We start from the raw sequence: 26885 nt of genomic DNA on the forward strand, positions 1-26885 counted from the left end.
TTTAATTTTCAAATAAAAGCTTCCTGCCCAACGTTGCACTGATTCTTGCGCAAGCGATGTGTTATCTGTTGTACCGGTCTTTCGGTGGACGCGGCTATTTTTAGCGTGTTGTGGTCATTTTGAATGCTGCGGAGGCGGCTCAAGTCCACGCCATATTTTCTTCAAGTCGCCACATGGATCCCAAAATGTATCGCTTTGAGAATCTTTATTTTGCTTTATTTAAAGTGCAAATCAACAGACCCCGATCAGTGTTCTTACCGGCTGGCTGCCGACTATGCAAAATCTAGTTCGTGGTTCCTGATCGTAAGCTTCGTAATTTCAAAGCTTTTTCGCAGGCCCCTACGACTTGGCTGAGCGACCTTTGACTTAGATACTAAAAGAGTTTCATAGACGATAATCCCTTTGATCTGTGAGCGTCATCAACTCTGAATTTCAATAGGCAATCTCAACATCGTCAAAATTGGCGTGTAAACATCAACCTCCGCATTTTCAGTTTCTATAGACACTATCAAACTATAACGTGTTTTTCGATTCCAACATCCAAGATGAGCTCGCTCTCTCCACCAACCGATTTTTGGCATTACGGAAATAAAATTTGAGGTTGCGAGCTCCGCCGCTGTACCCAACCAAGTATCGGAATGGATAGAGCCGCGATCTCTCGCGGTTGAACCAAGTAACCAGTGCCCAGATGCAGATTGGGTACTAACCAGTTCTTCATCTTCTTGTCGCGCAGCTTTGTTTATTCGTTTAATAAATTCTTCTTTGGATTCACCCGGATTATTAATATCAAATCGCAACGCGTGCGACGCGTAACGATATCGATCTTTCCAACCGATTTCACCGGGCCCTGGCTCAATAAAATATGAAAGTGTAATTTTCATTTTTACTTGCACGTTATCAGGGAGTGATTGCAAAACTTCTACCGGCCATGGCAAATCATAGAAATGCATATCACGAGTACGCATTCCGCCACCTGATTTTTTATCAAAAGGTTGCAGTACTGCTTGCGCGATTAAGGTTAAGGAATTTCTGGCGCTATATCGCGCTCGATCAAGATTGGGTACACCATAACCGCAGATTTTGAGCAGATTTTTGTAATCACTCTTTTTATCGCCCAACATAAATTGCTTTTTCAAAGCTTCGGGCCACTCTGCCGAATGCACTAACAATGCTCGAATAGTTTCTTCCCAATAGTCTGGATATTCGGCTCTGATAAAACCCGCCATTCTTGCCAATTGAGCGGTGGCCGCACTCGTCATATTGAACGGATAGAAATAACCTTGAGAATTCGGTTGATAGGTCGTAGAAAGAATTGAAAGATCATCACATTCAGTAGCAAACCCAGTATCGTCAATTGCTAAGTTTCCACCCTCCAATACCAGCTCTGGCTTAACGGGCCACTTATTCTCTTCCCATGTACTTGAGGTTGTAGAAAATGGGGATAGCGTTCGCGCTTCCGCAACGGGATGGTAGGACGCTAAATTGGTTTCAACAATATCTACAAGGTTTGTAATTGCACCTACTGTCAACGCATTCCATGATTGAGCAGGATCGTGAACCGATTCTGTTACCTGAATATCAGGATAGTGTTGAGCAGCTTCTTTCACTCCTATGGAGTGCAAAGAATTTCCACCGCTGATAATAAATAATCTTTGTTCATTCCATTTGGCAGTCAATTGATCGATTTCCGCAGACCAAGAGCTAGGGCGCCCTCTATCGCGGCTATCCGTTGCAGTGACTGCCATGCAGTAGGAACGCTTTCTTTCTGGCGCTTGTATTTCCGCTCTGCTTACACCCTGAGCAGTAATATATCCCCATAAATTTGGTTCATTTTCACCATCATGCGGCAATATTTTTACCGACTCTAAAATGTGAGGAATGGATATTGATTCGTTGCTTTCCAATAGAGGTGTTAAATCCCCATATAGAGCAGTGCCCGCCATCAAAGTCCCATGCCTATCATGATCATGCGAGCCCCAAGCCGCATCAACAGTCTGGCAGTCTTCGTTCAATAAAAATGGTTTGATTAAAGGATGCCCATTGTTGACACCCGTATCCAGAATACATACCGATGACAATTTATCCTGAGACTGAACAATTCGTTTTTGTAGATTATGAATCCAGTCGGCTTGCTCTTTGGCATCCATTTCCATAAAGAAAGCAGATGTTGTTTTAGCCAAGCGATATTCTGCTATAAGATCACTTGACTGAGTCAGCTTTTCCAAATCATTTGAACTGGCGAAAATTACCTTAACGGTTCGCTCTGGAAACTTGATGACTCCTTGTCTCGCCTCCAATTCCAGCTGAGCTAAAAGCCTTTCAAATTTATTTACATCCTCACCAGAGTCAATTCGAAGCCAAACTTCTATCCACTTTTTATCTTGTCCAGGTTTTGGAGCTGTTTGATCAGTCCAAAATGATTCAACCAATAATGCAGTTCTGATATCGGAAATACTAGCAACAAGATCTTGATGCCTTGGGTTACCCTTATCCGTATTCAGACTCAGATATTCGGAAAACTTTTTTACAAAATATGCTCGTTTATTATTTGAGACATATACAGTCGCTAATGTAACTAATTGGTCAGCGGCATTTTTTACTTTTCGAACATTTAGCAACCTTATTTCCTTGGATTTCATATCCTCAAGGCTCTTGGTTACTAGTTCCGCATCTGGATCGCTTACAAACTCTAAGTAAACACCGTCACGCGCACCAACTGTTACTAGCTGACTACTATGAGACTCATCCCATGCTTTTTTAAACTGGCCTTGCAAATATTGACCATGTTGCGCTCGATTTCTGGGGACAATTGTTTTTTGGATTACTGCGGTGGAGGTGCTGGTGTAAAGGCGGGTTTCAGGCAGGTTAGGTAAAACTATGTGAGGTAACTTATCCATAAATTATTTTCTGTTCTAGTGGTATTAGATGTCAGAGTCCCGAATAAACTTCTCTCCGCTGATCTAAATTTTCGATTAATTCATTCTCGGTAACTCTCGATTTATCATGTAGTACCGCTTCCTTAATTGCGTCGCGACAAGCCGATCCAATTTCAGCCTGACTCAAACCGTTGCATGTTTCAAGAACATTTTTCCAAGAAAATCGGCCACTCAAAAATGTACCTAAAACGAGCTCAATCAGATGTTTTCTTTCGCTCTCATCAGGCAAAGAATAATAAAGAACATCATCGAATCGGCGGAACAAAGCGGGATCAAGCAATTTAGGGTTATTGGTCGCAGCAATAACAATACTATCGGACTGATCAAGCTCAATAAATTGCAACAGTGCATTTAATACACGCCGCATTTCACCCACATCGTTATCCAGTGAGCGATCACCGCCTATAGCATCAAATTCATCAAAAAAATATACGCCTTGCTTCTGTGCCATCACATCAAAAATCTGACGCAGCTTAGCACTCGTCTCACCCATAAACTTAGTTACAAGTCGATCTACCTGAACAGTGTAAAGAGGTAGTTTCAACTCATGCGCGAGAACTCTTGCCGACATGGTTTTTCCCGTTCCAGGTGGTCCAGCGAGCAAAATGCGGCGGCGGTTAAAGAGGCCATGCTGTTGTAACTTGCCGCGCTGGTAGAACTCTTTAATCACCCGATGAAACCGATCCAGAGTGGCCCGAGGGGCAACCAAAGATTTAAATGGGATGTCTGGATTTTCTGATACCACCAACCCCTTCAATTCTTGAGGAAAGGGAACGACTGTCAACCCATGGTGAGTACGCTTGCGATGATTATCCACCAGCCCACGTATTTCATGAGCGAGGGACGCATGCCCTTGTTTTGCCTCATGTGCTGCCACTTGAAGAGCGATTGAGTAGAAGCGCTCTCGATCCTCCTCGGAGTAAGAGCGAATAAGAGATTTAATCTGATCCGCAGTGGCCATGGCGCTACCTAAAAATGAATATTCTAATGACAATATGCTACAGGAACTTTGCTATACACAGAACAGTTCCGAATTTAGGTCAGAGTAACACACATTTGCGTCTAATAGACACATCTGTTTGTCTATTAAGCTTAATTAATGGTTTAATAGACACAGAAATCTGATATTGAGCGTGCTTAATGAATGTTCGTACACTGAAGATGGCTGATGCATGTGCAATCTCTGGTTATACCAGGGACCAAATGAGGGCACTTTTGCGAGATTTGCCATCATTTACAATAGACCAAGGTTCTGGCCGAAACCGCACATTCACCAGAGTTGAACTACTAACTATCGCGATCATCTCCCACATGGAGCAGAGATACGGAATCAGACGCGCAGCTATTGGAACCATTATTAAACAGCTACTCGAGACACTTCAGACTCCCCGCACAGTAGATCCACTCGCTTGCTTGGTGATCATCGCCGGTGACTCATTTGTTTTATACACCCAATTAGGTGAATCGGTTGCGGAAGGACTAGTGATTCCTCTTGCACCCATTTTCGACCAGTTAGACGCCTACCTAGGCGTAAAAGCACCTCAAAAACAGATGGAAATCGGTTTTGGGCCATCTGCCTTGCGAAAGGCTTCTATTCACACTATTAGATCCTAAGAAGCCTCATAGAAAACCAGCTCAAATCATTTCTGCATAAACCCTTTCAGCCCAGCGCTGAACCGATTCTTGTTCAAGCGATGACTTATCTGCGGCGCTGGTCTTTTGGTGGGGGATGCGTTTGTAATTTTTTCCAAACACTTTTTTCAAATAAGACGTTGGCCAAGCCAACGAACGCTTCACCAAAAGCACTTCGATTTCAGCTATTCGCTTATCCCAATTCTGGTTTTCATTTTGCTGCTTCAGTAAGAGACTAGAAAGGCGGTTTTTGTTGTCTGAGGTATCAACCTCGACTAATGCGTACACGGCGTTGTTCTTTCTTATAAGGTAGTACGCTAAACAACGCGGGTTGCCATCTGCAAGTAAATGTTTGGAATATCCCCCAATCGCTGGAAGCTTGCGTAGCTCACGCCTTATTTGGCTACACTTGGGCATTGCGATTAAGTGCTTAACCATTGCTGCAAAAGCTTCAAACTTATCGGCATAAAGATAAGTATCTTCGCTCTTATCATCCAATCCATCATAATCAGCTGATGGCAGAGTTCCATGAATACTTGACTCATTTGTACTGACATCTATGGACGGATTAGTTTTCGAATTTGACTGATCATCGCCCTGTTGTGTTCCACTAGAAGAACGAGTGCCTTTGCCAACACGTGTAGTTTGGATTGGATTAGTAAATTCAAAAGAAACTGTAGGCGTTTCTATTTTAATTTCTGAATGATCTGTATCGGGATCTTGTTCATCATCTATCTCAACTTCGGGCAATGGAGAACCGCTTGGCTTAGCCGCACCTTTACCACCTGATTGTTGTGTCTGATATCGAGGGTCAAAAAATTCAACGGAAGAGGGGCAATTGCATGTGAGATTGGAAACACTGTAGATCTCATACACAAAAAATACTTTCTGTTCTTGATCATAGTGCCCCCTAAGAGTTAGCCCTACACCCTCAAGTAAGGGCGGATCAAATTGGAAATGCCAAGTTCGATACTTTTCTGTGTCATAGCCATTTTGGAGTTGATAGTACGAAATGCTTTCAAATGAGCGCCTTGCATCAGGGTCTAATAATATCCAGGCTAATAGTCGTCGCAATGCATAATCACCCCTTACGTAAAGCGGCACTGAACAAACAGGTAGGATATTAATTAATACTTTTTCGGGACTTATTTGTTGAACATCAAAGTCTTGTACGAGTCCTTGGTCTATAAGCGATAATCGTGCTATGTATGCATGATGAAAAAATAAGACTCTAGCCAATTCAAGCTGCGGTAAATAATAGGTTGTGCCTTTATCTTGAAAAGTAAAACACCATTGTTGTGAATCACCTTGCTTACTAACAGATGCTATAGGACAAGATTTAATATTTGAGACTTTCCATAAACCCGTAGTGTTAATCAAAACAGATGATTGAAAACCCGCTAGTTTTACCTGATCTGTAGGGTTAATTACTCTGCGCCTTGCTAGCACAGGCAATTGTGATGCTCCAAAATATTGTTTTTTCTGATGTGGCATTAACTTTACATTAATATGCCAATCCGATTTATCTACACCACGAAATAGGGAGCCTATTTCCCTGACAATACTATTATTTTCTACGCCTTTGAACTTCATGCTCATAACTCACTAAATCTTCCAAATAACTTCTCGAATATTCTGTTAGCCTTTCTTCACTCAACCCTGAATTTCGTAGCAATCGCCAGCGAGGTGGAAATTCAAATAAACCCCTCAGATCTTCATACGCATTTTGTAATCGTCTGACTTGATATTGTGAGACAGTTTCCACCTTCTCTGACAAAAATTGATAAGTCAGCGGCATTTTGTCCATATTTTTTTCAATGGTCGATACGTTTCCCAGAGTTTTTAAGTACATCGCCCTGGATCGCCGAGCACACTTATTATTGGCCTTAAAGAAATTATCCAGTTCTGCTAAGGCTTGCAGATATTCCCGATCACGATACTCCCAATCAACTTTGAGCTTATGCCCAATGGATCGATCTTTTGCGTGTTGGCAATTAATATCTAGTAACCAATCACGATAATTTCGATAAAGCCTTGCATATAAAGCAGGAGAAATTTTTCTAGATTTTTTAGGGGTATGTAATCTTAATAAATTTATCCATGAGTGTTGATCATCCGAAAGAGCAAGAGAGGTTAAATTTTTGACATTAATCTGATCTGATTTTCTATCTTCGGGATACTTACGAACAGCTGCAATTACATCTGAGATTTTCCAGTCTTCGCCCAATAATGTCTGATTTACAACTATGTGTTCAAGATAACTAAACGTTTTTCTATGTTTTCGGAATAGATTGCACAACCAATCAGATTGGTTGTCGTGAGCATTAAATGTAAGTCCATATTTAATCAGCCAGTTTTTTGGCCAAACCTGTAGAATTTGCTCCTTAATTTTTTGGTGCTCAATTTGGGCATTACCTCGGACAAAACCAAACTGACGCGCCAACTCCTGATAATATTTAGTCCACTGCGAAAATGACGCTGATGGCTCAGCAGGCATCATGAGTAGCTGCTGAACCTGTTGGCCTACCCATCCAGACATTATTTCTTTCTGTGATTGCAAAATAACCGGACAGCTATCGGGCGAAGCGGCTATAAACCTATGTCGTTCAACCCCAGTTCTAGAAATTTTGGTATTAATTAATGCTAAGGTTTTATGTATAGAGCATGTTTCAATTCCAGCGATTTGCCATTCTCTACACCAAAAATATTCGCCATAATTTAATTTTTGCTGTGTTACACATTTTGGACAATATCTGATAAATCGCAGAGTTTTTATTCGAGATGCCGCAACTCCTAAAGCCACATGAATTGCACCTTGGGATTTTTTCAGCATCCACTTCATACATTTTTGGCGGCGCTCTTCGGGTATAAAAGGTGCATAGATAGGAAATAACGTGTGATTATAAATTAGTTTTTCCGCATTAAATTCAGAAGGCAACCAATTTAATATGGAAGAAATATGGTTAGGTAAATCTAAAGTCGCTATCACAGTACGGGAATTAAAAACTTCATCCAATAACTGTTTTGGGCTGGTCAATCCGTGCCTTATACCGGCACGAGCAATCGTGCTGTAAAGAAGCTCTTCCTGATACGGTATAGGAAAGTTAAGCATCTATAGCTATCTCATTTGATCAACCCAATGTTCAGCATCAAGAATAATATTTTCTTTTTTCAATGACTCCTGGAAATATTCTTCGTTAGCAGATTGAGAAAATAGAAAGCGTAAATCCCGTGATTCCAAGGTATGCCATTCATTCTTTTTAATGGTTTTCTTTTTTGGTTTTACAGATACAGAAGCTCCGGATTCTTTATTTTGATACCAATTCAGAATTAGCGGCATGAGATCCCTAACTGCTAAACCAGAGTGTTCTTCGAAAGCACGATTAATGAGAGGCTCCAGTAAACTTGACTCATAGCCCATATCAACAAGCATATTGTGTAAACGAATTGCTTGTTCATTTCCGCGATATTTGACGGCTGCATTGATATTTTCTTGTTTTGATTGGAGCAGATTACTTAACTCAATAATTTTTTTGTCAACCTCTGGAATTGTAAGATCCGAGTACTGGGCGATTCTTTCGATGTCACCAGAACTTAATGCTTCAATCATGGGATGAATTGGTTTTAGCTCATCCTGATATACCTTCTTCATTAGAGTAGGTGTGATTCGCTCTATGCCTGTCACCACGGCCCGAATTTGTGATAAGACAAAAAGTTTAATAACAATATCCATTATCCCTTGAGATAATTCATACCAGGTGTCACGAACGTCTTGCGATATTTCGATAGATGCTTTTGTCAACCACTGGTATTTCCACAATCGATCAGTAAAAGCTCCCCATTCTGTTCGCGATATTTCTTGGTCTGCAGAAGGCTTATTTAAAGGCTCCCAAAGTATTGAGCCGAAACCGGCGCCACGCCGAGCTGATCGCAAATCCAATTCAAATATTGGTCTGGCTTTCGGAGTTCCAACCATGACAACAGGTACAGAAATTTCATTTACTAGAGTTACAAAAAAATTGAGCATTCTTTCTGCACCGCCAGAATGCTTAACACTCAAATGCTGAATTTCATCTATTACTAAAAGTCCTATCGCATGGGTGTTGGCTATGTGCGCCATAACTGCAATTAATGTTTCAACGCTGTGTCGTTTTTCAACATATCGACGTACATAATTTGTTGCGAGTATTGCGTCTATTTCACGGAAAAAATTATGGCACAGACTTTTTAAAGAACCGTCATGTGGACAATCAATTTTCAAAAAAACAATTTGCGTAAAGTTATATTTCTCGTGATATATCAGTTGCGGATACGTAGCCAAAATTCTGTTTAATGAGCTTGTCTTTCCTGAACCAGAGCAACCAATGAATGCCAGGCTTTTAGCGGTAGATTCGACATGATCAAATCTGAATACACCAAGGTTACCTTGCATCACTCGTTCATATCCATTCTGAATATGCGCATTCAATTCACCAGTCGCCAAATTTCTTCCAACGTACCCTTGCCTGAGCATTATGGATATCTTTGATTCCAGCTCTATGTGACGGGAAAGTGGCTGGAAAAAACTGTCGAGCAATTGAGAAATAACGTGTATTCGTGTCTGGCCGTCAAGATAAATATCTGTCGGACGAATTTCGATATTACTTGAAAGTCCATCACGTAATTGTTTCCGATCTAATATGGGTGGTAAAGCTTCAATAAGAGGATTCCCCTGATACCTATCAATACCCGTATCACGATAAGCCGCATTAACCATACCTTTTGGAAGCGTCATTCATCATCTCCAAATAGATCATCTAAAAAGTCAGGAAAAGCAACGTCTTCAGGTTTTTCATGTAAATAGGTAACTGTTGCCGATGGCTTTGATTCTTTAGGCTTTATTTCAGACTGTCGTTGTCGTCGCTCCGCCGCCTTGGCTTCTCGCCGACTGCCTTCAATACCTGACAAGGTTTCTTTCTTTAGCTCTCCGAAATATGATGGCCGGAGCTGCTCTGCTTTTGCGATAGTTTCCTGAATTGCATTTTCCAGTTTTCTTTTGCTGTCTCGTTCCTGCAATTTTGCAGTGGCCGTTGTTTTTCGCTGCTGCCTTTGTTTATCCCACAATTCCCACATTGACATGCCACGATATTCCCGCGAACGATCTGTCAAAGAGCACTCCCAAAATTCGGATTTATTTTCTTCAGGAAAAAAATAAATTATGTCCGCAATAGCAGGATCATACGCAGCCATAAATGAACTTGGCCTCTGACCGCCACCTCTATGTAACCATCCTGTAGCGAGTAGTTCGCGCGATGTGTAGAAAGCACCAAAACACTGAATACCATTGTCAGAGAGAGTTACCTTTTGGCGTGGAAGCAGCGCTAACTTTAATTTTTCCTCAGATGTGTTTCTTAAACGACCACTCCGATGTTGAATACCCCATTTCCAGATATGTACAGGTATTGCAGGAAGAGAATCTGGCATATCTACATCACGGTCGTATTTAACTAATACAGAGCTCAAGTTTCTATGCAGAATGGAACCAAGAATAATTTTTCTAAAATCACTCATCGTCAACGTGGCATCTAATCTGTAGTCCTTTCCGCCGCGTTTTTTAACAATGGTTCCAGATACCACACCTGGAGCAAATGGTTTAAAATCTGCCTGAATCGTATGAAAATGGCGCTCAACAATACCTTTTGCATCGCCCCGATAAGGTGGTGTATTTTCAATCCTTACACCAAAAGCTTGTTCGAGATACTCAATTTGATATCCCAACAGTTCGCCACGATCCGCCAAAATGGCATCTGGTAAACCAATTGAGGGCCAGTCATCTTTATCAATGTCGTAACCATACTCCTTGCATAACTGCGTTTTATCCGTCATCGCATTTACCAACGCTAACATTGCAGTTACATAGGATGGATTTTCTGTGCCGACATAAAAGCCAGCAATCAAACGACTATATACATCTACAACAACATAGAGTGTTGGGCGACCGATAATTCTTTGTCTATCCTCCGACAGTAAATAGATGTCAGCGATAGTCGCATCAATTTCATAGCGTGCGCCTGGCCCATGCACACTTGCTGTAGCGGTACCATGCAGAGGTCGAATATCTTTTTGATATTCAATTTTATTAGCCCTCAATCGAATGCGCTCAGGAAGAACATATTCACGCTCATAGAAGTAGCGCAACTGCGCAAGCGTAGGAAAGTCCTCTTTGGATACTCCAGGATTCGCAGCTTCAAACATATCTTCAAAACGACGATGAGTGTAGGGAAGGGAAAGCTTCTTCTCATTTAAGTAATACCGATCAAGCACAATGCGAAACATACGCTCTACAGTTTCGTCAACAATTGCACCTGTACCAGAAGCAATGCTCCTCGGGCGGCCAAGTTTCTTTTCTGAGGCAACGCGTTTTTTCCCCCGACCACCTGAATTTTCATAATCAGGTAAAAGAGCATTTGGCGTACTACCTCTTTGCCAAAATTGACGAAGATATGCATAGATAGTTTTCTTAGGCGTACCTGTTTCTTCAACAACTCGTTGAATCAATGTGCCCCTACCATTTCGGTAATAGATATCAGAATGACGAATCAAACTTGAGATAATTGAATAACGCTTGTCTCTGATTTGTTGAGCAGTAGAACCCGGTTCAGGAAGCTGGGCCGCCAGATTTAAAAATGGATCATCGGCTTTCTTTAGGTTTTCCGATAAAATTTCAGATTCAACTTCTGATATCAATATTGATTCTGGAAATGATTTTTCAGAATCAATATTAATCCATATGTATCTGGAGTCACCGACTTCCAAAATTCGATATCGCTCGCCTCCGAGTTTCACCACATCATTGATTCGCAGCATAACGATCCCTTAACGAGTTAATATCTGATGATGCTTGTAACTCACACACTGACAATGATGACCAAGGTTTACGGATATCAAATAAGAAAACTCTCAATGCCATAAGAGCACGAATTCTTTGAAGAGATTCACCTGTTGAAAGTGAATAAGCTTGATCTAGCATCATCGCGGCTTGTGATATTTGCAGTGCGGGGTATTGAAGAAAATAATTCAGATACAATGGAGCAAAACCAAGAGTTTCTTCCAGTTCTCCTAAGACAACCTGTGCGGGATAAAGCCACGCAATATTCTTTATTACTATTTTAGGGATTTGCCTCTCGGTAAGTAGATACCAAGGAATTTCTTTCATTTCCCAATAACGCCGTTCAAGCTCCAGCTTTTCAATCGTTCTTGGATTGAAGAGGTCAGTCGAAGTTTTGACTTGGATTGCCAATCTGGGCGTGTTTGGTCTATTTGTATCAACAAGCAGGTCCGTAGACATCACTTGGACCTGTCCACCAACTTCTGGATGGCGGATACCTGCATCAGTTGCGAGTTTAAGTGTGTCTTCAAGCCTAAGAGGGTATTGCTCTCGGATATCAGTAACCGTTGAATTCCAGTCAAAAAGAAAGAAGGCTGCTAGTTCAAGGTCTGATAATAGATGGTGTGTTCTCTGGGTTTGAAACCCCCAGATACGATGAGACCTGCCAGAAGATGGCAGGTCTCTAACAGTTAACCATGGATGATAGTCTTTTCCTGAGCCTGAGCCGCGCCCTTGCTTTATCCATTTCTGGGAGCGTGAATCAAGAATAATGCTGGTCATGTCCCATATACCTTCAACATTGCCGAGGTTAGATGGGAAAAGTTACCAGCTTTATTTGCAAGTTACTATCTTTATTTATATGTTACGAACTTTATTATCGTGCCACAGCCTTCATTTGAAGGCCCTTTTTTATTATTCCACAGTAACTGATTTTGCTAGATTGCGCGGTTGATCTACATCCGTTCCTTTAATAATTGCCACGTAGTAACTCAGCAATTGCAATGGCAGGGTGTAGAGAATTGGCGCTAACCACGGGTGAATATGCGGTACGTTTATTACGCGCATGGTGTCATCAGATTCGAAGTGTGCGTCTACATCAGCAAACACATATAATATACCGCCGCGTGCGCGAACTTCTTCTACGTTGGATTTCAATTTTTCCAACAAGTCGTTATTTGGTGCGACCACAATGATTGGCATTTCTGCATCAATCAATGCGAGTGGGCCGTGTTTTAATTCGCCGGCTGCGTATGCTTCTGCGTGAATATAAGAAATTTCTTTTAACTTCAACGCGCCTTCCATTGCGATGGGGTATTGATCACCGCGGCCTAAGAAAAGTGCGTGGTGTTTATCCGCAAATTCTTCTGCTAAAGCTTCAATGCCTTCCGCTAATTTCAAAGATTCTTCTAATTTAGCGGGTAAATTTTTCAACGCAGCAACCATGTCTTTTTGTTGCTCGGCAGTTAAGCCGTTGTATTTACCAATCGCCAATACCAACATGGCCAAACCAACCAATTGCGTGGTGAAAGCTTTGGTAGATGCCACACCAATTTCTGCACCGGCGCGCGTCATAAACGCGAGATCTGATTCGCGTACAAGTGACGAACCCGCAACGTTACAAATAGTTAAGCTACCCAAGTAGCCCAACTCTTTTGCAAGGCGTAATGCCGCGAGTGTATCTGCCGTTTCGCCCGATTGGCTGATAGTCACAACCATACTGTTAGGTTGTACGAAGGATTTGCGGTAGCGAAATTCGCTCGCGATTTCTACGTTGCATGAAATACCCGCGAGCGATTCCAACCAGTAGCGCGCAACCATGGCTGAGTGGTAGCTGGTGCCGCATGCGACGATTTGGATGTGTTTTACTTTCCTAAATAAATCTGCTGCGCCGTTGCCGAAGGTTTCATCCATAACGGATTCATTGCTTAAACGACCTTCTAGCGTATTCAAAACCGCATTGGGTTGCTCGTAAATTTCTTTGAGCATGAAGTGGCGATATTGGCCTTTATCGCCTGCATCGTAACTGGCGGTTGATTCGTGAATCTGACGTTCAACGGCGTTACCATCTTTGTCGAAGATTTTAATGCTGTGACGAGTAATTTCGGCAACATCACCTTCTTCCAAAAAGATAAAGCGACGAGTGACGGGCAATAATGCGAGCTGGTCTGATGCAATAAAGTTTTCGCCAATCCCCAAACCAATCACCAAAGGCGAACCGGAGCGAGCAACAACCAAACGCGATGAATCGTTTTTATCCATCAACACCGTGCCATAAGCACCGTGCAGTTGCTTTACCGATTTTTGTACGGCGGCTAATAAATTGTTAGTCGCTTTTAATTCTTTTTGCACGAGGTGCGCGATGACTTCTGTGTCTGTATCAGACGTAAATACATAACCGTCTTCTTGCAAAGCGCGACGCAAATTCGCGTGGTTTTCAATAATGCCGTTGTGCACAACCGCAATGTGTTCGCTAGAGATGTGTGGATGCGCGTTGCGTTCGCTTGGCTCGCCGTGCGTTGCCCAACGTGTATGCGCAATGCCAGTGCCGCCGGGAGTAGGATCTGCTTTTACCGCGTCAGACAATTCTTTTACCTTGCCCAAGCGACGCACGCGTTGCAGCTCGCCGCCGTTGCTGACAACGGCAACACCTGCAGAATCATAACCGCGGTATTCAAGCCGGCGCAGCCCTTCTACCAAAATTTCTACCACATCACGCTGCGCAACGGCGCCTACGATTCCACACATAATTTTTTCCTTGCAGAAATTAAATGAATTTTTAAATAGGTTATTCAGACGCGCAAATCACTTGCACGCCCTGCTGTTCAATTTTTTGTTTATCGGTCGCGCTTATGCCATCGTCTGTTACCAAGACTTTGATGGAAGACCAAGGCAATTCCAGGTTGGGAATTTTTCGGCTGATTTTGTCGGACTCTGCCATCACAATCACTTCGCGCGCCACCTCGGCCATGACTCGGCTCAAGCTGTAGAGTTCATTAAAGGTAGTTGTACCGCGCGTTAAATCCAGCCCATCCGCGCCGATAAAAAACTGGTCGAAGTTATAGGAGCGCAGAATTTGCTCGGCCAGTTGGCCCTGAAAACCCTCAGACTTCGGGTCCCAAGTGCCCCCGGTCATGAGAATTGTGGGTTCGTTTTCCAACTCGCGCAGTGCGTTGGCGATGCTCAACGAATTAGTCATCACCACCAAGCCTTGCTTGTGCGACAGCTCAGGTAGAAGAGCGGCGGTGGTTGAGCTGCCGCTATCGAGAATGATGCGATTGTGGTCTCGGATGAGCGCGGCAGCCGCTTTGGCGATAGATTGCTTACGAACTGAAACTTTTTCTTCGGCAGGGTTAGCGATAAGCTCGTGAGGAACTGGGACAGCGCCGCCATAACGACGCAATAGCAATCCGTTTGCCTCTAAGGCCGCCAAATCCTTTCGAACCGTAACTTCTGAGGTCACAAACTGAGCCGCCAAAGTCTCAACACTGACCTCGCCACTGGCGTTGAGCAGGTCGATAATGGCTCTACGGCGTTGTTGTGTGTTGCGTTTGGTCATTTAGCTTGCCTTAAGTTTCGAAACGAAAGATATTCTAGTCAAAATCGAAACAAAGACAAGTTATTTGATTAATATAGGGTCAAATGAACCTCACCTGCCATAACGTCGGCCTTCGCTGAACACGAGCCGTTACCTTTATGGCTTAAATTAGCCCCAACTAATAGCGAGCGCTCCCCAGATCGTGTTTGGCCTCGAACATCTGTTAACTTTGCATCGCCCACTTTTGCGTGCAGTTCGGCTGAGCCCAGTTCGGATTCTTTAAGCTTCAGGTTGAGCTGGCCGGCGTTGAGGTTCGCATTTAGGCAGGCGCTGGTACCTTCAATACTCAACTCGCCAGCTGCTTGGATGATGTTGAGTGGCTTGTCATTTGGGACGCTGATTTTTATGTCGATTTGAATGTCGTTGTAACGAGTAATCTTATTGGGTATCAAACTCAGTGCAGCGCCTTTTCCCATTTTGTTAGACCAACCCAAATCATTCAGTACTGATTCGCAATTCGCTCGATCTATTTTTCTATCCTGCTTGCAGCTGGCCTTTACCTCCGCCAGTAATTTATTACCAGTTGCGCCAACCACCAGCACTTGGCCTGCAGGTATATCGATAGTGATGTCCTGCGCTTGGCTGACATCTGCTTCAAAGCGTTTAGAGTTTTGATTGTCGTTTGCTAATGCAGTGCCTGAGATTGTGAATGCCAAAAGCGTAACTGCAATGAGATGCGTTTTAAGTGCCATAACAGCCGTCCGTAAATTATGGTTAGTGAATGTGGGAACCTCGCTTACATAGACGCAACTTTTCCATATTTAGATTCAAGCTCGTTTATTTATCTGGCACAGCCAACACAAGGCGTGTAGATTCGCTCCATCTTTTAAGGAGTGGAAATATGAAACAGGTTAGCCGTGTAGGTGGTGTAATTTTGTTGAGCTTGTTGTCGCAGCTTGCGCTTGCTGACGACCCCAGCTGGAGCGCGCCACACGCGCCTTACCAAATCACAGACAATATTTATGCAGTGGGTACAGAAGGGATTGGTGTGTATCTCATCACCACACCTAAAGGTCATATTTTGTTGGATGCATCCACTGAGCAAGGTGCGAATGTGGTTGAGGCCAACATAAAAAGCCTGGGCTTTAAATTAACCGACATAAAATATTTGATTGAAAATCATGCTCATTCAGATCACGTAGGCGGTTTGGCGCAACTCAAAAAATCAACCGGCGCAACCATTGTTGCAAGCCAAGGTGATCGCTACAGTTTGGAGCACGGTACGCTGGATAGCGAAACAAACTGGGAAGATAAATTCACGCCCGTTAAAGTAGAAAAGATAATTGCCGATGGCGAAAAAATTTCTGTCGGCGGAGTTCAGCTGCAAGCGGTACTTACGCCCGGACATACCAAGGGCTGTACAAGCTGGTTTATGCAATCACCCGATAATGGAGCTGTGCGCAAGGTGGCATTTGTTTGCAGCCTCACCACGGCTGGCAACAAATTAGTGAATAATAAAATCTACCCACAAATTGCTGATGATTTTCGCAACACCTTTGCAAAGCTTAAAACCCAAAAAGCGGATTTACTGTTAATTGGCCACCCGGATTTAGCCAACTTAGAAGGAAAAAGTATCGCCAAGAAAAATGGGAAAACAGACGCATTTGTAGATTCAACTGAGTTACAAAAATTTGTAAAAACATTTGAAGACAAATTTGAAAAGGAATTGATGCCTCAGCAAAACCTCAAACCATAAACTTATTCAAGACTGTGTAAGTTTTTAAAGCTCTCGCGATAGCGACGGGAGAGCGCAAACTTTATGCCGGAATGTAAACTGATTTCATAATCATTGGATTTTTTCTCTACGCTAATCATCCTGTGACTCATAACTTTGTGGATGACTGGTTTAACCACGCGCGTTCGTTTCTGTGTTTCGTGTTGGGGTTTGGTCTTGTGCAAATACCGAGTCTTTGGAAGCAGCTTTGCACATGGCGCTGGCATTTTTTGATAACGGCAAGCTGCAGCTACGCTTACTGCCTGTTTGCATTTCATGGTGGTAGTCTGGGCGGCTCTTGGTTGGCGAAGGAAACTAACGGATTTATCTGGTCGGCCAATATGTGGTTATGGACGCTTACGCTAATCGTTTGGGCACAGCGCCGTTTTACGCAAAGCTCACCCATGTTGCGTTATTTAAATAACGGAGTGTTTTGCTTTTATGTGCTGCATCAAACGCTGATTATTGTGTTTGCCTACTGGCTAACGCCGCTAGCACTGGGGCCTGTGTTGGAGCCCGTGATAATTATTTCTTTAGTGGGACTTGGCTGTGTGATCTTGTATGAGTTGATTCGCAGGCTACCGGTCTTGCCAATCTTCTTTGGTATTACTCGCAAATCCTGAAATTGGGGTGTAAAAGCCCTAACCCGAAATGGCCAGCAGATGCCGTGAAGGTATCGCGCACTGACAATCAAAAACGAGGCTTTCGGCCTCGTTTTTATGGGAACCTAATGTCACGGCTTTTTCACTCCACATTCGCCACAATAAATTCCAGAATATGTTTAGCGGTGGTGATGTTGTTAAGTTCAGTGTACAAAGATCCGTCCCGCCCTGAATGGTGACCATGTCCCACTAAATTAAATAAGTGCTGCCCCGGTGTTTGTGAATCAATAATGGATTCATAAATAAGGGAGGGTTGCCCCGATGAACCATTACCCGAGTAAATTGCATCATCAGGAAAGCGGTTCTTGCTGTAATACTCATTGAAATCGTAGGTGCGATTGACCTCGATCATAAGTTTGTAACGTCCCATACGTGGTGCAGACATAGTGACTTGATAATCCACCTTGGGTGTTGCAGCGGCAATAGCATCCAGATCAGAGTTGTGTTGGTCAGGTGTATAAAGGCCATCGATCGATTTGATTCCGCGCTTATGACTCCAGTAGGGCAATGCCTCTGGGCGGCGCACTACATCTTTAGCAAGATCTTTTGAACGGTAACTGGAGTTGGATGTTTTTCCGGTAATGTAAAGCGTATCGATATATTTACCCTCAAGCGTTTCCATCCACACCACAATTTGTGGTGTGCTGGTGTAGGTTAGATTCAAAAATAAATTTTGCGGTGCAGACTGATACTCTGGGCCAGCCTTAAAAAAAATATGTAATTTGGGTGAGGTTGCATGGGCACTTAAATCAATCACCGTGTACTCTCGTTTGTCAGGCTCGGCTGCCTTCTTTAAGTTATAGCCAAAGTTAGCGACAGTAGAAACCGGGGGTAAATCAAATGTTAAGCCGATTGCCAAGGGTACAACACCACCAATCGCTAATCCCATGGACCATTTTCCGGCTCGCTTTTGCATATGATTTTTATAGGTTTTCGCATTGTGTTTGATATGCCAAACGATACAACCTAAAAACAAAATAGCCCCCCATATATGAAATGAGACGACGTAATAATTATAGGGTGTTGCGTATAAGAGTACGCCGGTGATGAGCAATACTACAAAGGCAACCGATAAAGTAATGGTAGAAACAACGCGAATATTCATAATATTTCTCAGCTAGTTGGCAGCAATCACAGGTTTGATTTAGTACGTCAGGATTTGAAACGTCTTATCAACAGGCAAATCAAACTAATCAGTAACCCTGCTATAGCCCAAAGGTAGGCCAAGATAAAAATGGCAAATTTGATAACTGCAAAACTGGAGTAGGGATACACCAGCCAATCTGCAAAACCTTGCGGGTTAGCGATAAAAAGAAATGACACCAGATTTTCCAAAGCATCAAATAGGGCCGCAGTAGGTGCGATAAAAATCATCGCCCAAGCTAAATTTTTCAACCATTTCACATTCGGCAAGCTACGGTAAACAGCTGTCATAAGCGCAAAAAAAGACCCGAATACGGTCACCATAAATAGGTAATCTGCTATCTGCACCCAAAAATATTTATCTAGCGTACCTTTGCTTATTAACACGGCGTAGTAGCCTTTCAGTTCTTCGGCGTTAAATGTGGTTTGGCCTACGTAGAAAGGAACGGGAAATTGGCTATCTACATAAAGACCATCTAACCATACTTGGGTTACTTGGCGAATAACGACCAACGCAATTGCAATGCCCCACCATTGCAATGGGGTTAAGTGCTTCGTGAGCCCTGCGCCCACATCGATGAAATTTTTTAACATGATGATTTTCCTTTTGCTTATTGGTTTAGGTCGGCTGTCAAACCAACAAAGGCTTCGACAGCCTTATTTGGCTAGGCATTTGAAAACTTTTCGTTCAGTTTGTTACGCAGCTCAATTATCTGGCCATCAATGCTCTGATTAATTTCTTTATAGAGCAGGTCGGGTAATTGAGATTCATGCATTTGAAGTGGTGTTTGGGGTTGTGAGTATGAAAACTTCATAAATTTAAAGTTTTTCTTTTTCGCCCATTCACCGAATGACTGTTTAAACTGAGTTAACTCTTCTTGCGTTAGCAAGCTCGCAAGCTCAGCTTCCTTCTGCGCGAGAAAGGCGGGAATTTTTTCGGTTTGGTTGGTGAAATAGAGTTTTGGTATTTCGCGATAAGAACCCAGAATCGCGTCCATTTTTGCGGCGCGTTCTGCATCAAGGTTTAGCTCCGCAACAAAACGATGGTGTCCGGTAGCCCAGTTAGATTGTTTTTCACTATCGGATGAATCCCAATTCTTAGCTAAAGCGAAGGATGCATAAGTGATGCTAGCGGCAATAAGGCTGGTGACAAGTAGCTTTTTCATAACACTTTCCTCTTTGGTTGTGGTCTACAGTTGCCAATTTAGGCCACAAATGAGGAAGCAAAATGTTTGAATTGTGAATGAATTATGTCTTTTTAAAGCCAGCCTCGGGAAGGAAAAGCGAAATCACGGCGCCTCGTATTTATAACCACTACCGTAGACCGAGCGAATCAGTTCGACTTGATCATTTGCTTCATTAAGCTTTTTACGGAGCTTTTTGATATGACCATCGACAGTCCTATCTCCCACTACACGGTAATCTTGATAAATATTATCGAGAATATATTGTCGGGAAAATATTCGACCAGGCTGAGAATAAAGTAATGAAAAAAGTTGAAATTCCACGCTCGTTAATTCAACTTTTTGATCAAAAACTTTCAGGCTCATACTTTGCTCATCTATAACCACCGGTGGAGTTGTTATTGATACATTTTGAATTGTTACAAAACTTCGACGAAGGACAGCCTTGACTCTCGCAACAACTTCGCGAGCGCTAAAGGGCTTGCAAATATAGTCGTCCGCACCCAGCTCTAGTCCCAATAGTCGGTCAATTTCTTCAACTTTTGCTGTCATCATGATAATGGGTACAGCAGACAGTTGACGTTTATTTTTGCAGATTTGCAAACCATCCATTCCCGGCAACATTAAATCCAGCAAAATTAATGCTGGCTCATTTTTTTGTAGCCAATCATTAGCGTGGTCGCCACGATTAAAAACTATAGTTTCAAAGTTACTGGCTTTTAAATAGTCAGCCATAAGCTTGGCTAAATCGATTTCATCTTCAACCAAACAGATAAGTGGTAATTTTTGCATTTTTATTCCATCGACAGATTTTAAAAACTTCTTGGTAACTCGACACGAATTTGCAATCCACCCAAGTGTGAACTACTTGCAGTAATTTTGCCTTGATGTGCATCGACAATGTTTTTGCAAATCGCTAGGCCCAAACCAGCACCACCAGTTTCTCGGCTACGGGAATTTTCTAAACGATAGAGTCGTTCAAAAATTTTTTCTTGTTGTTCCAGCTCAACACCTGGTGGGCTGTCATCTATGGTGATTTGAATAAACGTGTCTCGCACGCCGATACCCACTTCAATTATTCCACCTGAAGACGTATAACGAATCGAATTTTCAAATAGGTTACTCAATAGCTGTTGTAGTCGATTCCTATCTGCCATTATCAAGTAATCTTGCCCTGCATCAATATTATCTTTTAGTGTTAGTCCCGCGGCTTGCGCTTTTACTTGAAAATGATCAATACACGTTTTTACCAATGGCGCGAGGGAAACATTCTGTTTGTGATAAGTTAAGGCACCTACATCTGATAATGACAGCTCAAATAAATCGTCGATTAAATTGCTAAGGCCAAGCACTTTTTCATAGACAAACCCCAAATTCTCGTGATTTGCAGGCCTGATTCCATCTTGCATAGCTTCTATTTGTACTTTTAATACAGAGAGTGGCGTGCGCATTTCATGGGAAATATCCGCAACCCAAAGCGCACGTGATTTTTGACTAGCCGCAAGTGCTTCGCTAAGCTGGTTAAAACTATTGCAAAGTTGGCCGATTTCATCTTGACTGGATACAGGTATTTTTTGGGAATAGTCTCCGGAAGACAAAGCATGAGCTTTTTGTGCGAGGCTGGTGAGTGGTTTACTAATTCTTCTCGCTAATAAAGTGGCAACAATGGTCGCAATCACCAATACAAATAGGCTAATTACACTGAAAATTTTAAATTGATGTTGTATAAAATTTTGGTCTTGCTGTCGGCTCACAACCTTAGGTTTTACAAAACTAATAAAACCAATAATATTATTAGCTTGAGTGATCGGAATCCAATCCAGCGTTTGATTAGGCTTGCTAACACCTAACAGTAATTTTTTATCGGCATCATGCAAATTAATACTGCTGACGAATTCACGATAATAGGCACGTGGTGCCTCTGCATCTGCGCCTTGTGTTACCGGTATACCTTCAAAGAGTGCATCACTCTCTGCAAAAATAATATCTTTCAAATTTAGCCAGCGTGATGGATTAGATTCCAACCCAGAAAAAGAGCCCTCTTCCCGATGCACTTTTATCAGTGCACTGCGCAATATTTCCAGCCGCTGCACCGATTGTTTGGAAGTGTAATCCAGAAAACCTTGTCTCAAACTGTTATGTAACAGGAGATAAAGTGCTAATACACAAAGAGCTATGGTGCTCACAAAAGCAAGCCAGAGTTTCGTACCTACATTGAGTCGCATGAAGTCCCTACTAAATTATTTATTTTGACCAATAAGAGGTTTCAATCTATTCGCTAGGAGATTAAATACCTCTGAGGTTGTGTGCAACAACAACTTCCATTTTAAAGTCATCACCTTGTGAAGAAGGGCGAGTATGGCACTTTTCGTGTTTGTTGAGCTTGGTTTATGAACTTGTATGGGTTGATTCGCAGGCTACCGATCTTGCCAATCTTCTTTGGTATTACTCGCAAACCCTGAAATTGAAATGTTGAAGCCCCGCATGGAACCGCAGGGCTTTTGTCTTTCTGCCATTTTTCTACAGCTTTCTTCCCAAACGTTTCTCTACCAATCGCAATTCCCATTTGGGCGGTGTAATCCAACTAAAAGCATCATGTGCCCAGAGCCCATGCATGGTTAAGCCCAAAGCCCAACCCAAAAATGGCCAGTGGATTCCTTGTAGGTGCCAACCTCCATTTAATAAAAACGTGCTGGTAAAAACAACGTACATCAAAACGTGGGAGTAAAACTCAATAACGCCTTTAACGTAATGCATGGCCTGTACTTCATCGGCCTTTAGGTGTTGCGTGTTCATATCACTATCTCCGGCTTCAAAGGTTTGTATGTCAACCTCAAACACCGCCGCAAGCGATTTCAGTGTCTCCAACCCGGGCTTATGACCGCGCTCCAAGCGCTGAATAGTACGAACACTTAAATTCGTTAATTCCGCCAAATGTTCTTGCGACCGACCGCGTTGTAGCCTGAGTTTTTTAACAATCATATCGTCACCTGTGTGTGTTGAGGTGGGAGAAGTGTCGGAGATGAAGTGAGTGTAGAACACGTCAGGAACCTGACAAAAGAGCGAAACAGTCCGGACTTAAGTGAGATCTAGTACACCAAATTAAAAATGGCGTCTCACTTATATTGATCGAATGGCTTTAGCAATTTACATTCGCCCCGTTTTTTCTGCAGTCTACTTTTTATAACGTGCCTTTTTGACGAATAAATTCTGGAGACCTCGAGGGATTTTATGGATTTTACAACTAAAGATTTTCTTCAATTGCTTAAGGTGAGCGCCAGCGTTGCGCTACTGAGCACTGCGAGCATTTCTTCCCACGCTCAATGGCTGGGCCAGGATTACGCGACTTATGGCGTTCCTCAAGTTAATTATGCGGCGAACAGCTTTCTCAATTTTTCCGTTCTGAATAATGCTAGTGAAGAGGCGGCTGCAGAGACTTCAACGATTGCGCCGCGCACCGGCAAGTCAACCGTAGCCGCCGATTTGGCCGCGCGCTACACAGGTGCTGACCGTGCACAACTTACGAAAGTGTTCACTGACTCACTCGCCAATTTTGAGCAGGTGACTAATCGACTTGGGTTGCCGAATGATGATGTGGCGTCCGCGCTGGCGGCCTTCCTCGTTGGAAACTACATCGCTATGCACGGAACTTCACTGCCTCCTGACGAGGAGTTTGTCGCACTGACGGCGCATTTGCGTACCGCACTCGCAAGCTCACCGCAATTCGTAGAGTCCACACCCGCACAAAAGCGCCAAGCCTACGAACAGTTAGCGATGATGGGCATGTTTATGACCACAGCTAGGTTAGCTCTTGCTCAAACACCTAATCCAAAAGCAGAAACCCATTTTCGCAATCACGCAAAAGCCAATCTTGAACAGCTACTCAACCGCCCGGCCGACACTCTGGAAATTAAAGGTGGGCAGGTAAGTCTGCACTAACTCTGGTTGAATTCCTTGGTTTTGGTCGGGGGATTAAAAAAGCTTTGGACTTTAATTAACAGAAAAAAGGCGGCTCAGTTATCGAATCTGAGCCGCCCAAGAAGTAATGCTGTACTTATTGCGGAACCGATACAGTTCTTACGTCACCTGTATTGAAGTCAAGGATATAAATGGTTTTGCCATCCGCTGAGATATCAATCGAGTTAGGGCGATTGAATGTTGCCTGCAAGGCCGCACCATCTTGTGAGCCGGCTACAGATTTTGTGCCGGCAATTAATTGGAAATTTCCAAACAAATCTACGCGGCGAATTTCCTGATTGAGCGGGTTAGGCGTATAGATGTAGCCATTAAAATATTTGATGTGGTTAACGCGCGTGTCGCTAGTGCCAATTTGTTTTACCTTTCCACCCGTCACCTCAAAAATTTCGCCGGTGTAGAAATTGGACGCGAAATACCTGCCCTTACCATCGCCCGCAACACCAACTACGTTCGCTAAACCGCCGTCGCTCGCCAGCGTGCTAATGGTGCCGTCCGGGGTGATTTTCAATACTTTTGCCGCAGGTGTTGCGTAGCCAAACATACCCACAATCAAATTATCCTGTTCATCAATATACATACCGGCGGGACCATCCATGCCAGTTAGAAAATCAGTCACCGTACCATCCGGTGTAATTTTGTGGATGATGCCCGAGGTTTCGTTTGCAACAAACAAATTACCTTTTGAATCGAAATCAGAGCCATTTGCCGAGCCGTTCGCTAGCGTGGCGAAAAGTGAAATTTCACCTTTTGTGGTCACGCGATAAATCGTATGGCCCTTGGACGTGCCCACAAATACATTGCCATTTTTATCGAGCGTGAGGCCGTCGCCATTTAATGCCGCCTTTTTGGCGAGAGTCCCTACGGTTACGCCTGCATCTGAAACTTGGCTACTCGTGCTTGAACTGCTAGAGGTACTGCTTGACATAAGACTGCTGGAACTGGAGCTGGAACTTGAAATAATAATTGTTTCTGAGCTTGCAACATTACCGCTCTTTCCACTGTCACCACCGCATGCCGATAGAATGCAAAGAATTGCACTTAGGGCTACTGAGGGCGCGATGAGTTGTTGATTTTTCATGGGGGCCTCCACCGAAGATTAATGGTCTTGTTATACCCGCTGCCGCGAGCTTGGTGGATATTAAAAAATAGGCCGCAGCACTCAAGGGGACTGTGATAAAACAAGGAAGTGGCGGTGTAAACGATAGAATTGGTGTGACCAATCAGAAGACATTTGTTGAGGGAATTTGTTTGCGCATAAGCCAAACAAAAAGTGCGAGCTTAGCTTTCGATGCGCGCGAGAAGACTTTCCTTGTAGGTTTGACTTAGCTTTAGTGTATCGCCATTTTTTAACACCAAGTTAAATTGCCCGTCATCTTGGCTTCTAATTTCTTTAATAGACGACACGCGCACTATGGCGCTTCTATGGCATCGCGCAAATACGTTCGGATCCATATTGTCTTCAAGATAGGACATGGGGACGCGATGCAAATATTTTTCATTTTGCAAAATAACTTCCACATAATTGCCGCAGCCGCGAAACCATACAACGTCGTTAAGATCTACAACTTGGATGAGCCCCACGGAACGCACAATTAAAATTTTGAGATAAGGTTTTTGGGTATTTTGCTTGTCGGGTTCGCGCTGCAGTTTCAACGTGGAAGCTGTACCTGATAATTTATCCAAGCGTGCAAGGGTTTGCTTGAAACGTTCATCGCTAAAGGGCTTTAACAAATAATCCAGCGCATAAAGTTCAAACGCCTCCAGCGCGTAATCTCCGAAGGCACTGGTAAAAACAATAAGTGGCGCATTTGGAACAGCAAGCAAACCTTTGGCCGCCAAAATGCCATTGCGTTTAGGCATGCGCACGTCCATAAAAATTAAATCCGGTTGCAGCTGACTTACATAGTTTTCGAGGTCTAGGCCGTTTTCCAGTTCAAGCACAATCTTCCAATCGGTGTATTTTTCGATGAGCAGCCGCAGATTGATTCTGGCTAAGGGCTCATCATCGATAATCATGACGTTAGTGATCATGTTGCTGTGCCACCGGAAAAATAATGCTGGTCTTAAAGTATTCTTGGGATTCCACCACGCTGAGATCTGCTTGCTGCCCGTAAAGAACCTGTAAGCGGTTTTTCAAAGATTGCAAACCCGTGCCTGTACTTTCATATTCACTGAGCAAACGCGGAGAATTTTCCACGTTTATTTGAATTAAACAATTCTGCTCGCTAATTTTTACGCGTATGTGAATGGGATTTGTTTGGCTCATATCATTGTGTGAAAACACATTTTCCACCAGTGTTTGAATACAAAAGGGGGGACATAAATGATAAGTATCAACACCATCAACCGTAAATTGCACATCAAAACATCCGTCGAATCGGCTCGCTTGTAACGCAAGATAATCCTGGGTGAAGCGAATTTCATCTGCCAGGTAAACCTGTGCTTGGCTGGCGGCTTCAACGGCGTAGCGCAATAAGCCGCCCAAGTGTGCAATTGCTTTAGTAATTGCTGAGGTATCTTGCATGCGCGCCAAACCGCTAATGGTATTTAAGCAATTAAACAAAAAGTGCGGGCTTAGTTGCGATTGAAGGGCCTGCAATTGAAAGCGCGATTGCTGTTCTAAATGTTGGATATGTTCCCTTTCCAATTCCAATATTTTGATGCGAGACTCTTGCATGCGCCTGTAAAAAAATAGCCCCGTACACGCAGAATAGATAAGTAAAACTTTTACCAAATTAAATAAATGTAAAAACGGCGGCATGCTCGTGAGCATGTAGCTAAAGGATTTTAATTTTTGTCCCCATAATAACTGGCTGAGCGACTGATTGATCAGGGTTATTAAAATCAACCATACAATTGCAGTGATGGTCAAATTCAGAATCCAACGAAGATTATTTTTGGACGGGGGATCTGATTCAATCAGGTAATAAAGGAAAACGGTGAGGAATGCCCAGCAAAGATAGGCATAGACAAAAAGTGTTATTCGTTGTTGGGACAAGAACGCCATTCGATGCGCAGCTGGCTCTTCAAGCCAAAGCGAAACCACGTGCAAAAGACCCAAGGTCATCCAAAAAAGTGCGGCGTATAAAAACAACCGACCGTAGATCTTCAGGTTAAATACAGGCATCCGTGTTACCTATAAATTTCAATATAATGTTTATTATTTTAAAATG

The 26885-nt window shown here is 43.1% G+C and carries 23 protein-coding genes; 4 read left to right on the forward strand and 19 right to left on the reverse strand.

Annotated features, from left to right (window positions below; all coding sequences use genetic code 11):
• Nucleotides 1-419 precede the first annotated feature (419 nt).
• Both U1F02_RS08955 and U1F02_RS08960 read right to left on the reverse strand, forming a co-directional pair.
• Entirely contained in the window at nt 420-2897 is a 2478-nt protein-coding gene (locus U1F02_RS08955) for a S8 family peptidase (RefSeq protein WP_409990042.1), read from the reverse strand.
• A gap of 31 nt (nt 2898-2928) precedes the next feature.
• Nucleotides 2929-3897, reverse strand: a complete 969-nt coding sequence (locus tag U1F02_RS08960; RefSeq protein WP_409990043.1) for an AAA family ATPase — start codon at nt 3895-3897, stop codon at nt 2929-2931.
• 242 nt (nt 3898-4139) lie between these two features.
• Here U1F02_RS08960 and U1F02_RS08965 point away from each other — a divergent pair, with 242 nt between their 5' ends.
• Entirely contained in the window at nt 4140-4550 is a 411-nt protein-coding gene (locus U1F02_RS08965; protein ID WP_409990044.1) for a hypothetical protein, read from the forward strand.
• Between the two features lie 21 nt (nt 4551-4571).
• Here the strand turns inward: U1F02_RS08965 and U1F02_RS08970 are convergent, their stop codons facing one another.
• The 8 genes from U1F02_RS08970 to U1F02_RS09005 form a co-directional block, all read right to left on the reverse strand.
• Nucleotides 4572-6161 (reverse strand): Tn7-like element transposition protein TnsE, encoded by a 1590-nt coding sequence (locus U1F02_RS08970; RefSeq protein WP_409990045.1) that lies wholly within the window; start codon nt 6159-6161, stop codon nt 4572-4574.
• Complete coding sequence (locus U1F02_RS08975) at nt 6136-7680, reverse strand: TnsD family Tn7-like transposition protein (protein ID WP_409990046.1); 1545 nt, start codon at nt 7678-7680, stop codon at nt 6136-6138. Before U1F02_RS08975 ends, U1F02_RS08970 begins: the two co-directional genes overlap by 26 nt.
• Before the next feature lie 6 nt (nt 7681-7686).
• A complete protein-coding gene (locus tag U1F02_RS08980) occupies nt 7687-9342 on the reverse strand; it encodes an AAA family ATPase (protein ID WP_409990047.1) in 1656 nt (551 codons plus the stop codon).
• On the reverse strand, nt 9339-11414 hold the full coding sequence (locus U1F02_RS08985; RefSeq protein ID WP_409990048.1) for a transposase: 2076 nt from the start codon (nt 11412-11414) through the stop codon (nt 9339-9341). The genes U1F02_RS08980 and U1F02_RS08985 overlap by 4 nt, the downstream gene beginning before the upstream one ends.
• Complete coding sequence (locus tag U1F02_RS08990) at nt 11398-12216, reverse strand: TnsA endonuclease N-terminal domain-containing protein (protein WP_409990049.1); 819 nt, start codon at nt 12214-12216, stop codon at nt 11398-11400. The genes U1F02_RS08985 and U1F02_RS08990 overlap by 17 nt, the downstream gene beginning before the upstream one ends.
• 132 nt (nt 12217-12348) lie before the next feature.
• Nucleotides 12349-14181, reverse strand: a complete 1833-nt coding sequence (gene glmS / locus U1F02_RS08995; RefSeq protein WP_409990050.1) for a glutamine--fructose-6-phosphate transaminase (isomerizing) — start codon at nt 14179-14181, stop codon at nt 12349-12351.
• Nucleotides 14182-14221: 40 nt separating this feature from the next.
• Nucleotides 14222-14992, reverse strand: a complete 771-nt coding sequence (locus tag U1F02_RS09000) for a DeoR/GlpR family DNA-binding transcription regulator (protein ID WP_409990051.1) — start codon at nt 14990-14992, stop codon at nt 14222-14224.
• A 68-nt stretch (nt 14993-15060) separates the two neighbouring features.
• Nucleotides 15061-15723, reverse strand: a complete 663-nt coding sequence (locus tag U1F02_RS09005) for a hypothetical protein (RefSeq protein WP_409990052.1) — start codon at nt 15721-15723, stop codon at nt 15061-15063.
• A 149-nt stretch (nt 15724-15872) separates the two neighbouring features.
• Here U1F02_RS09005 and bla point away from each other — a divergent pair, with 149 nt between their 5' ends.
• Together bla and U1F02_RS09015 are read left to right on the forward strand one after the other, a co-directional pair.
• Nucleotides 15873-16727, forward strand: coding sequence for a subclass B3 metallo-beta-lactamase (gene bla / locus U1F02_RS09010; protein WP_409990053.1), 855 nt, complete (start codon nt 15873-15875; stop codon nt 16725-16727).
• 122 nt (nt 16728-16849) lie between these two features.
• The gene (locus tag U1F02_RS09015; RefSeq protein ID WP_409990054.1) at nt 16850-17368 is read left to right on the forward strand and encodes a hypothetical protein; all 519 of its coding nucleotides are present in this window, start codon (nt 16850-16852) and stop codon (nt 17366-17368) included.
• Between the two features lie 121 nt (nt 17369-17489).
• Here U1F02_RS09015 and U1F02_RS09020 read toward each other — a convergent pair whose 3' ends face one another.
• The 6 genes from U1F02_RS09020 to U1F02_RS09045 form a co-directional block, all read right to left on the reverse strand.
• A complete protein-coding gene (locus tag U1F02_RS09020) occupies nt 17490-18512 on the reverse strand; it encodes a DUF4405 domain-containing protein (protein WP_409990055.1) in 1023 nt (340 codons plus the stop codon).
• A 47-nt stretch (nt 18513-18559) separates the two neighbouring features.
• Entirely contained in the window at nt 18560-19144 is a 585-nt protein-coding gene (locus U1F02_RS09025; RefSeq protein WP_409990056.1) for a hypothetical protein, read from the reverse strand.
• 71 nt (nt 19145-19215) lie between these two features.
• A complete protein-coding gene (locus U1F02_RS09030; RefSeq protein ID WP_409990057.1) occupies nt 19216-19716 on the reverse strand; it encodes a hypothetical protein in 501 nt (166 codons plus the stop codon).
• A 123-nt stretch (nt 19717-19839) separates the two neighbouring features.
• Nucleotides 19840-20526 carry a response regulator gene (locus U1F02_RS09035; RefSeq protein WP_409990058.1) on the reverse strand — a complete coding sequence of 229 codons (687 nt, stop codon included), beginning with the start codon at nt 20524-20526 and terminating at the stop codon, nt 19840-19842.
• Nucleotides 20527-20546: 20 nt separating this feature from the next.
• Nucleotides 20547-21728 (reverse strand): ATP-binding protein, encoded by a 1182-nt coding sequence (locus U1F02_RS09040; protein ID WP_409990059.1) that lies wholly within the window; start codon nt 21726-21728, stop codon nt 20547-20549.
• A 526-nt stretch (nt 21729-22254) separates the two neighbouring features.
• A complete protein-coding gene (locus U1F02_RS09045) occupies nt 22255-22716 on the reverse strand; it encodes a helix-turn-helix domain-containing protein (RefSeq protein ID WP_409990060.1) in 462 nt (153 codons plus the stop codon).
• 249 nt (nt 22717-22965) lie between these two features.
• Here U1F02_RS09045 and U1F02_RS09050 point away from each other — a divergent pair, with 249 nt between their 5' ends.
• Nucleotides 22966-23673, forward strand: a complete 708-nt coding sequence (locus U1F02_RS09050; protein ID WP_409990061.1) for a DUF6683 family protein — start codon at nt 22966-22968, stop codon at nt 23671-23673.
• Between the two features lie 115 nt (nt 23674-23788).
• Here the strand turns inward: U1F02_RS09050 and U1F02_RS09055 are convergent, their stop codons facing one another.
• The 3 genes from U1F02_RS09055 to U1F02_RS09065 form a co-directional block, all read right to left on the reverse strand.
• Nucleotides 23789-24790 carry a hypothetical protein gene (locus U1F02_RS09055; RefSeq protein ID WP_409990062.1) on the reverse strand — a complete coding sequence of 334 codons (1002 nt, stop codon included), beginning with the start codon at nt 24788-24790 and terminating at the stop codon, nt 23789-23791.
• A gap of 200 nt (nt 24791-24990) precedes the next feature.
• Nucleotides 24991-25743, reverse strand: coding sequence for a LytR/AlgR family response regulator transcription factor (locus tag U1F02_RS09060; RefSeq protein ID WP_409990063.1), 753 nt, complete (start codon nt 25741-25743; stop codon nt 24991-24993).
• The gene (locus U1F02_RS09065) at nt 25733-26839 is read right to left on the reverse strand and encodes a sensor histidine kinase (protein ID WP_409990064.1); all 1107 of its coding nucleotides are present in this window, start codon (nt 26837-26839) and stop codon (nt 25733-25735) included. The genes U1F02_RS09060 and U1F02_RS09065 overlap by 11 nt, the downstream gene beginning before the upstream one ends.
• Nucleotides 26840-26885: the final 46 nt, after the last annotated feature.

It is taken from the genome of Cellvibrio sp., assembly GCF_046347455.1.
Taxonomy (GTDB): domain Bacteria; phylum Pseudomonadota; class Gammaproteobacteria; order Pseudomonadales; family Cellvibrionaceae; genus Cellvibrio.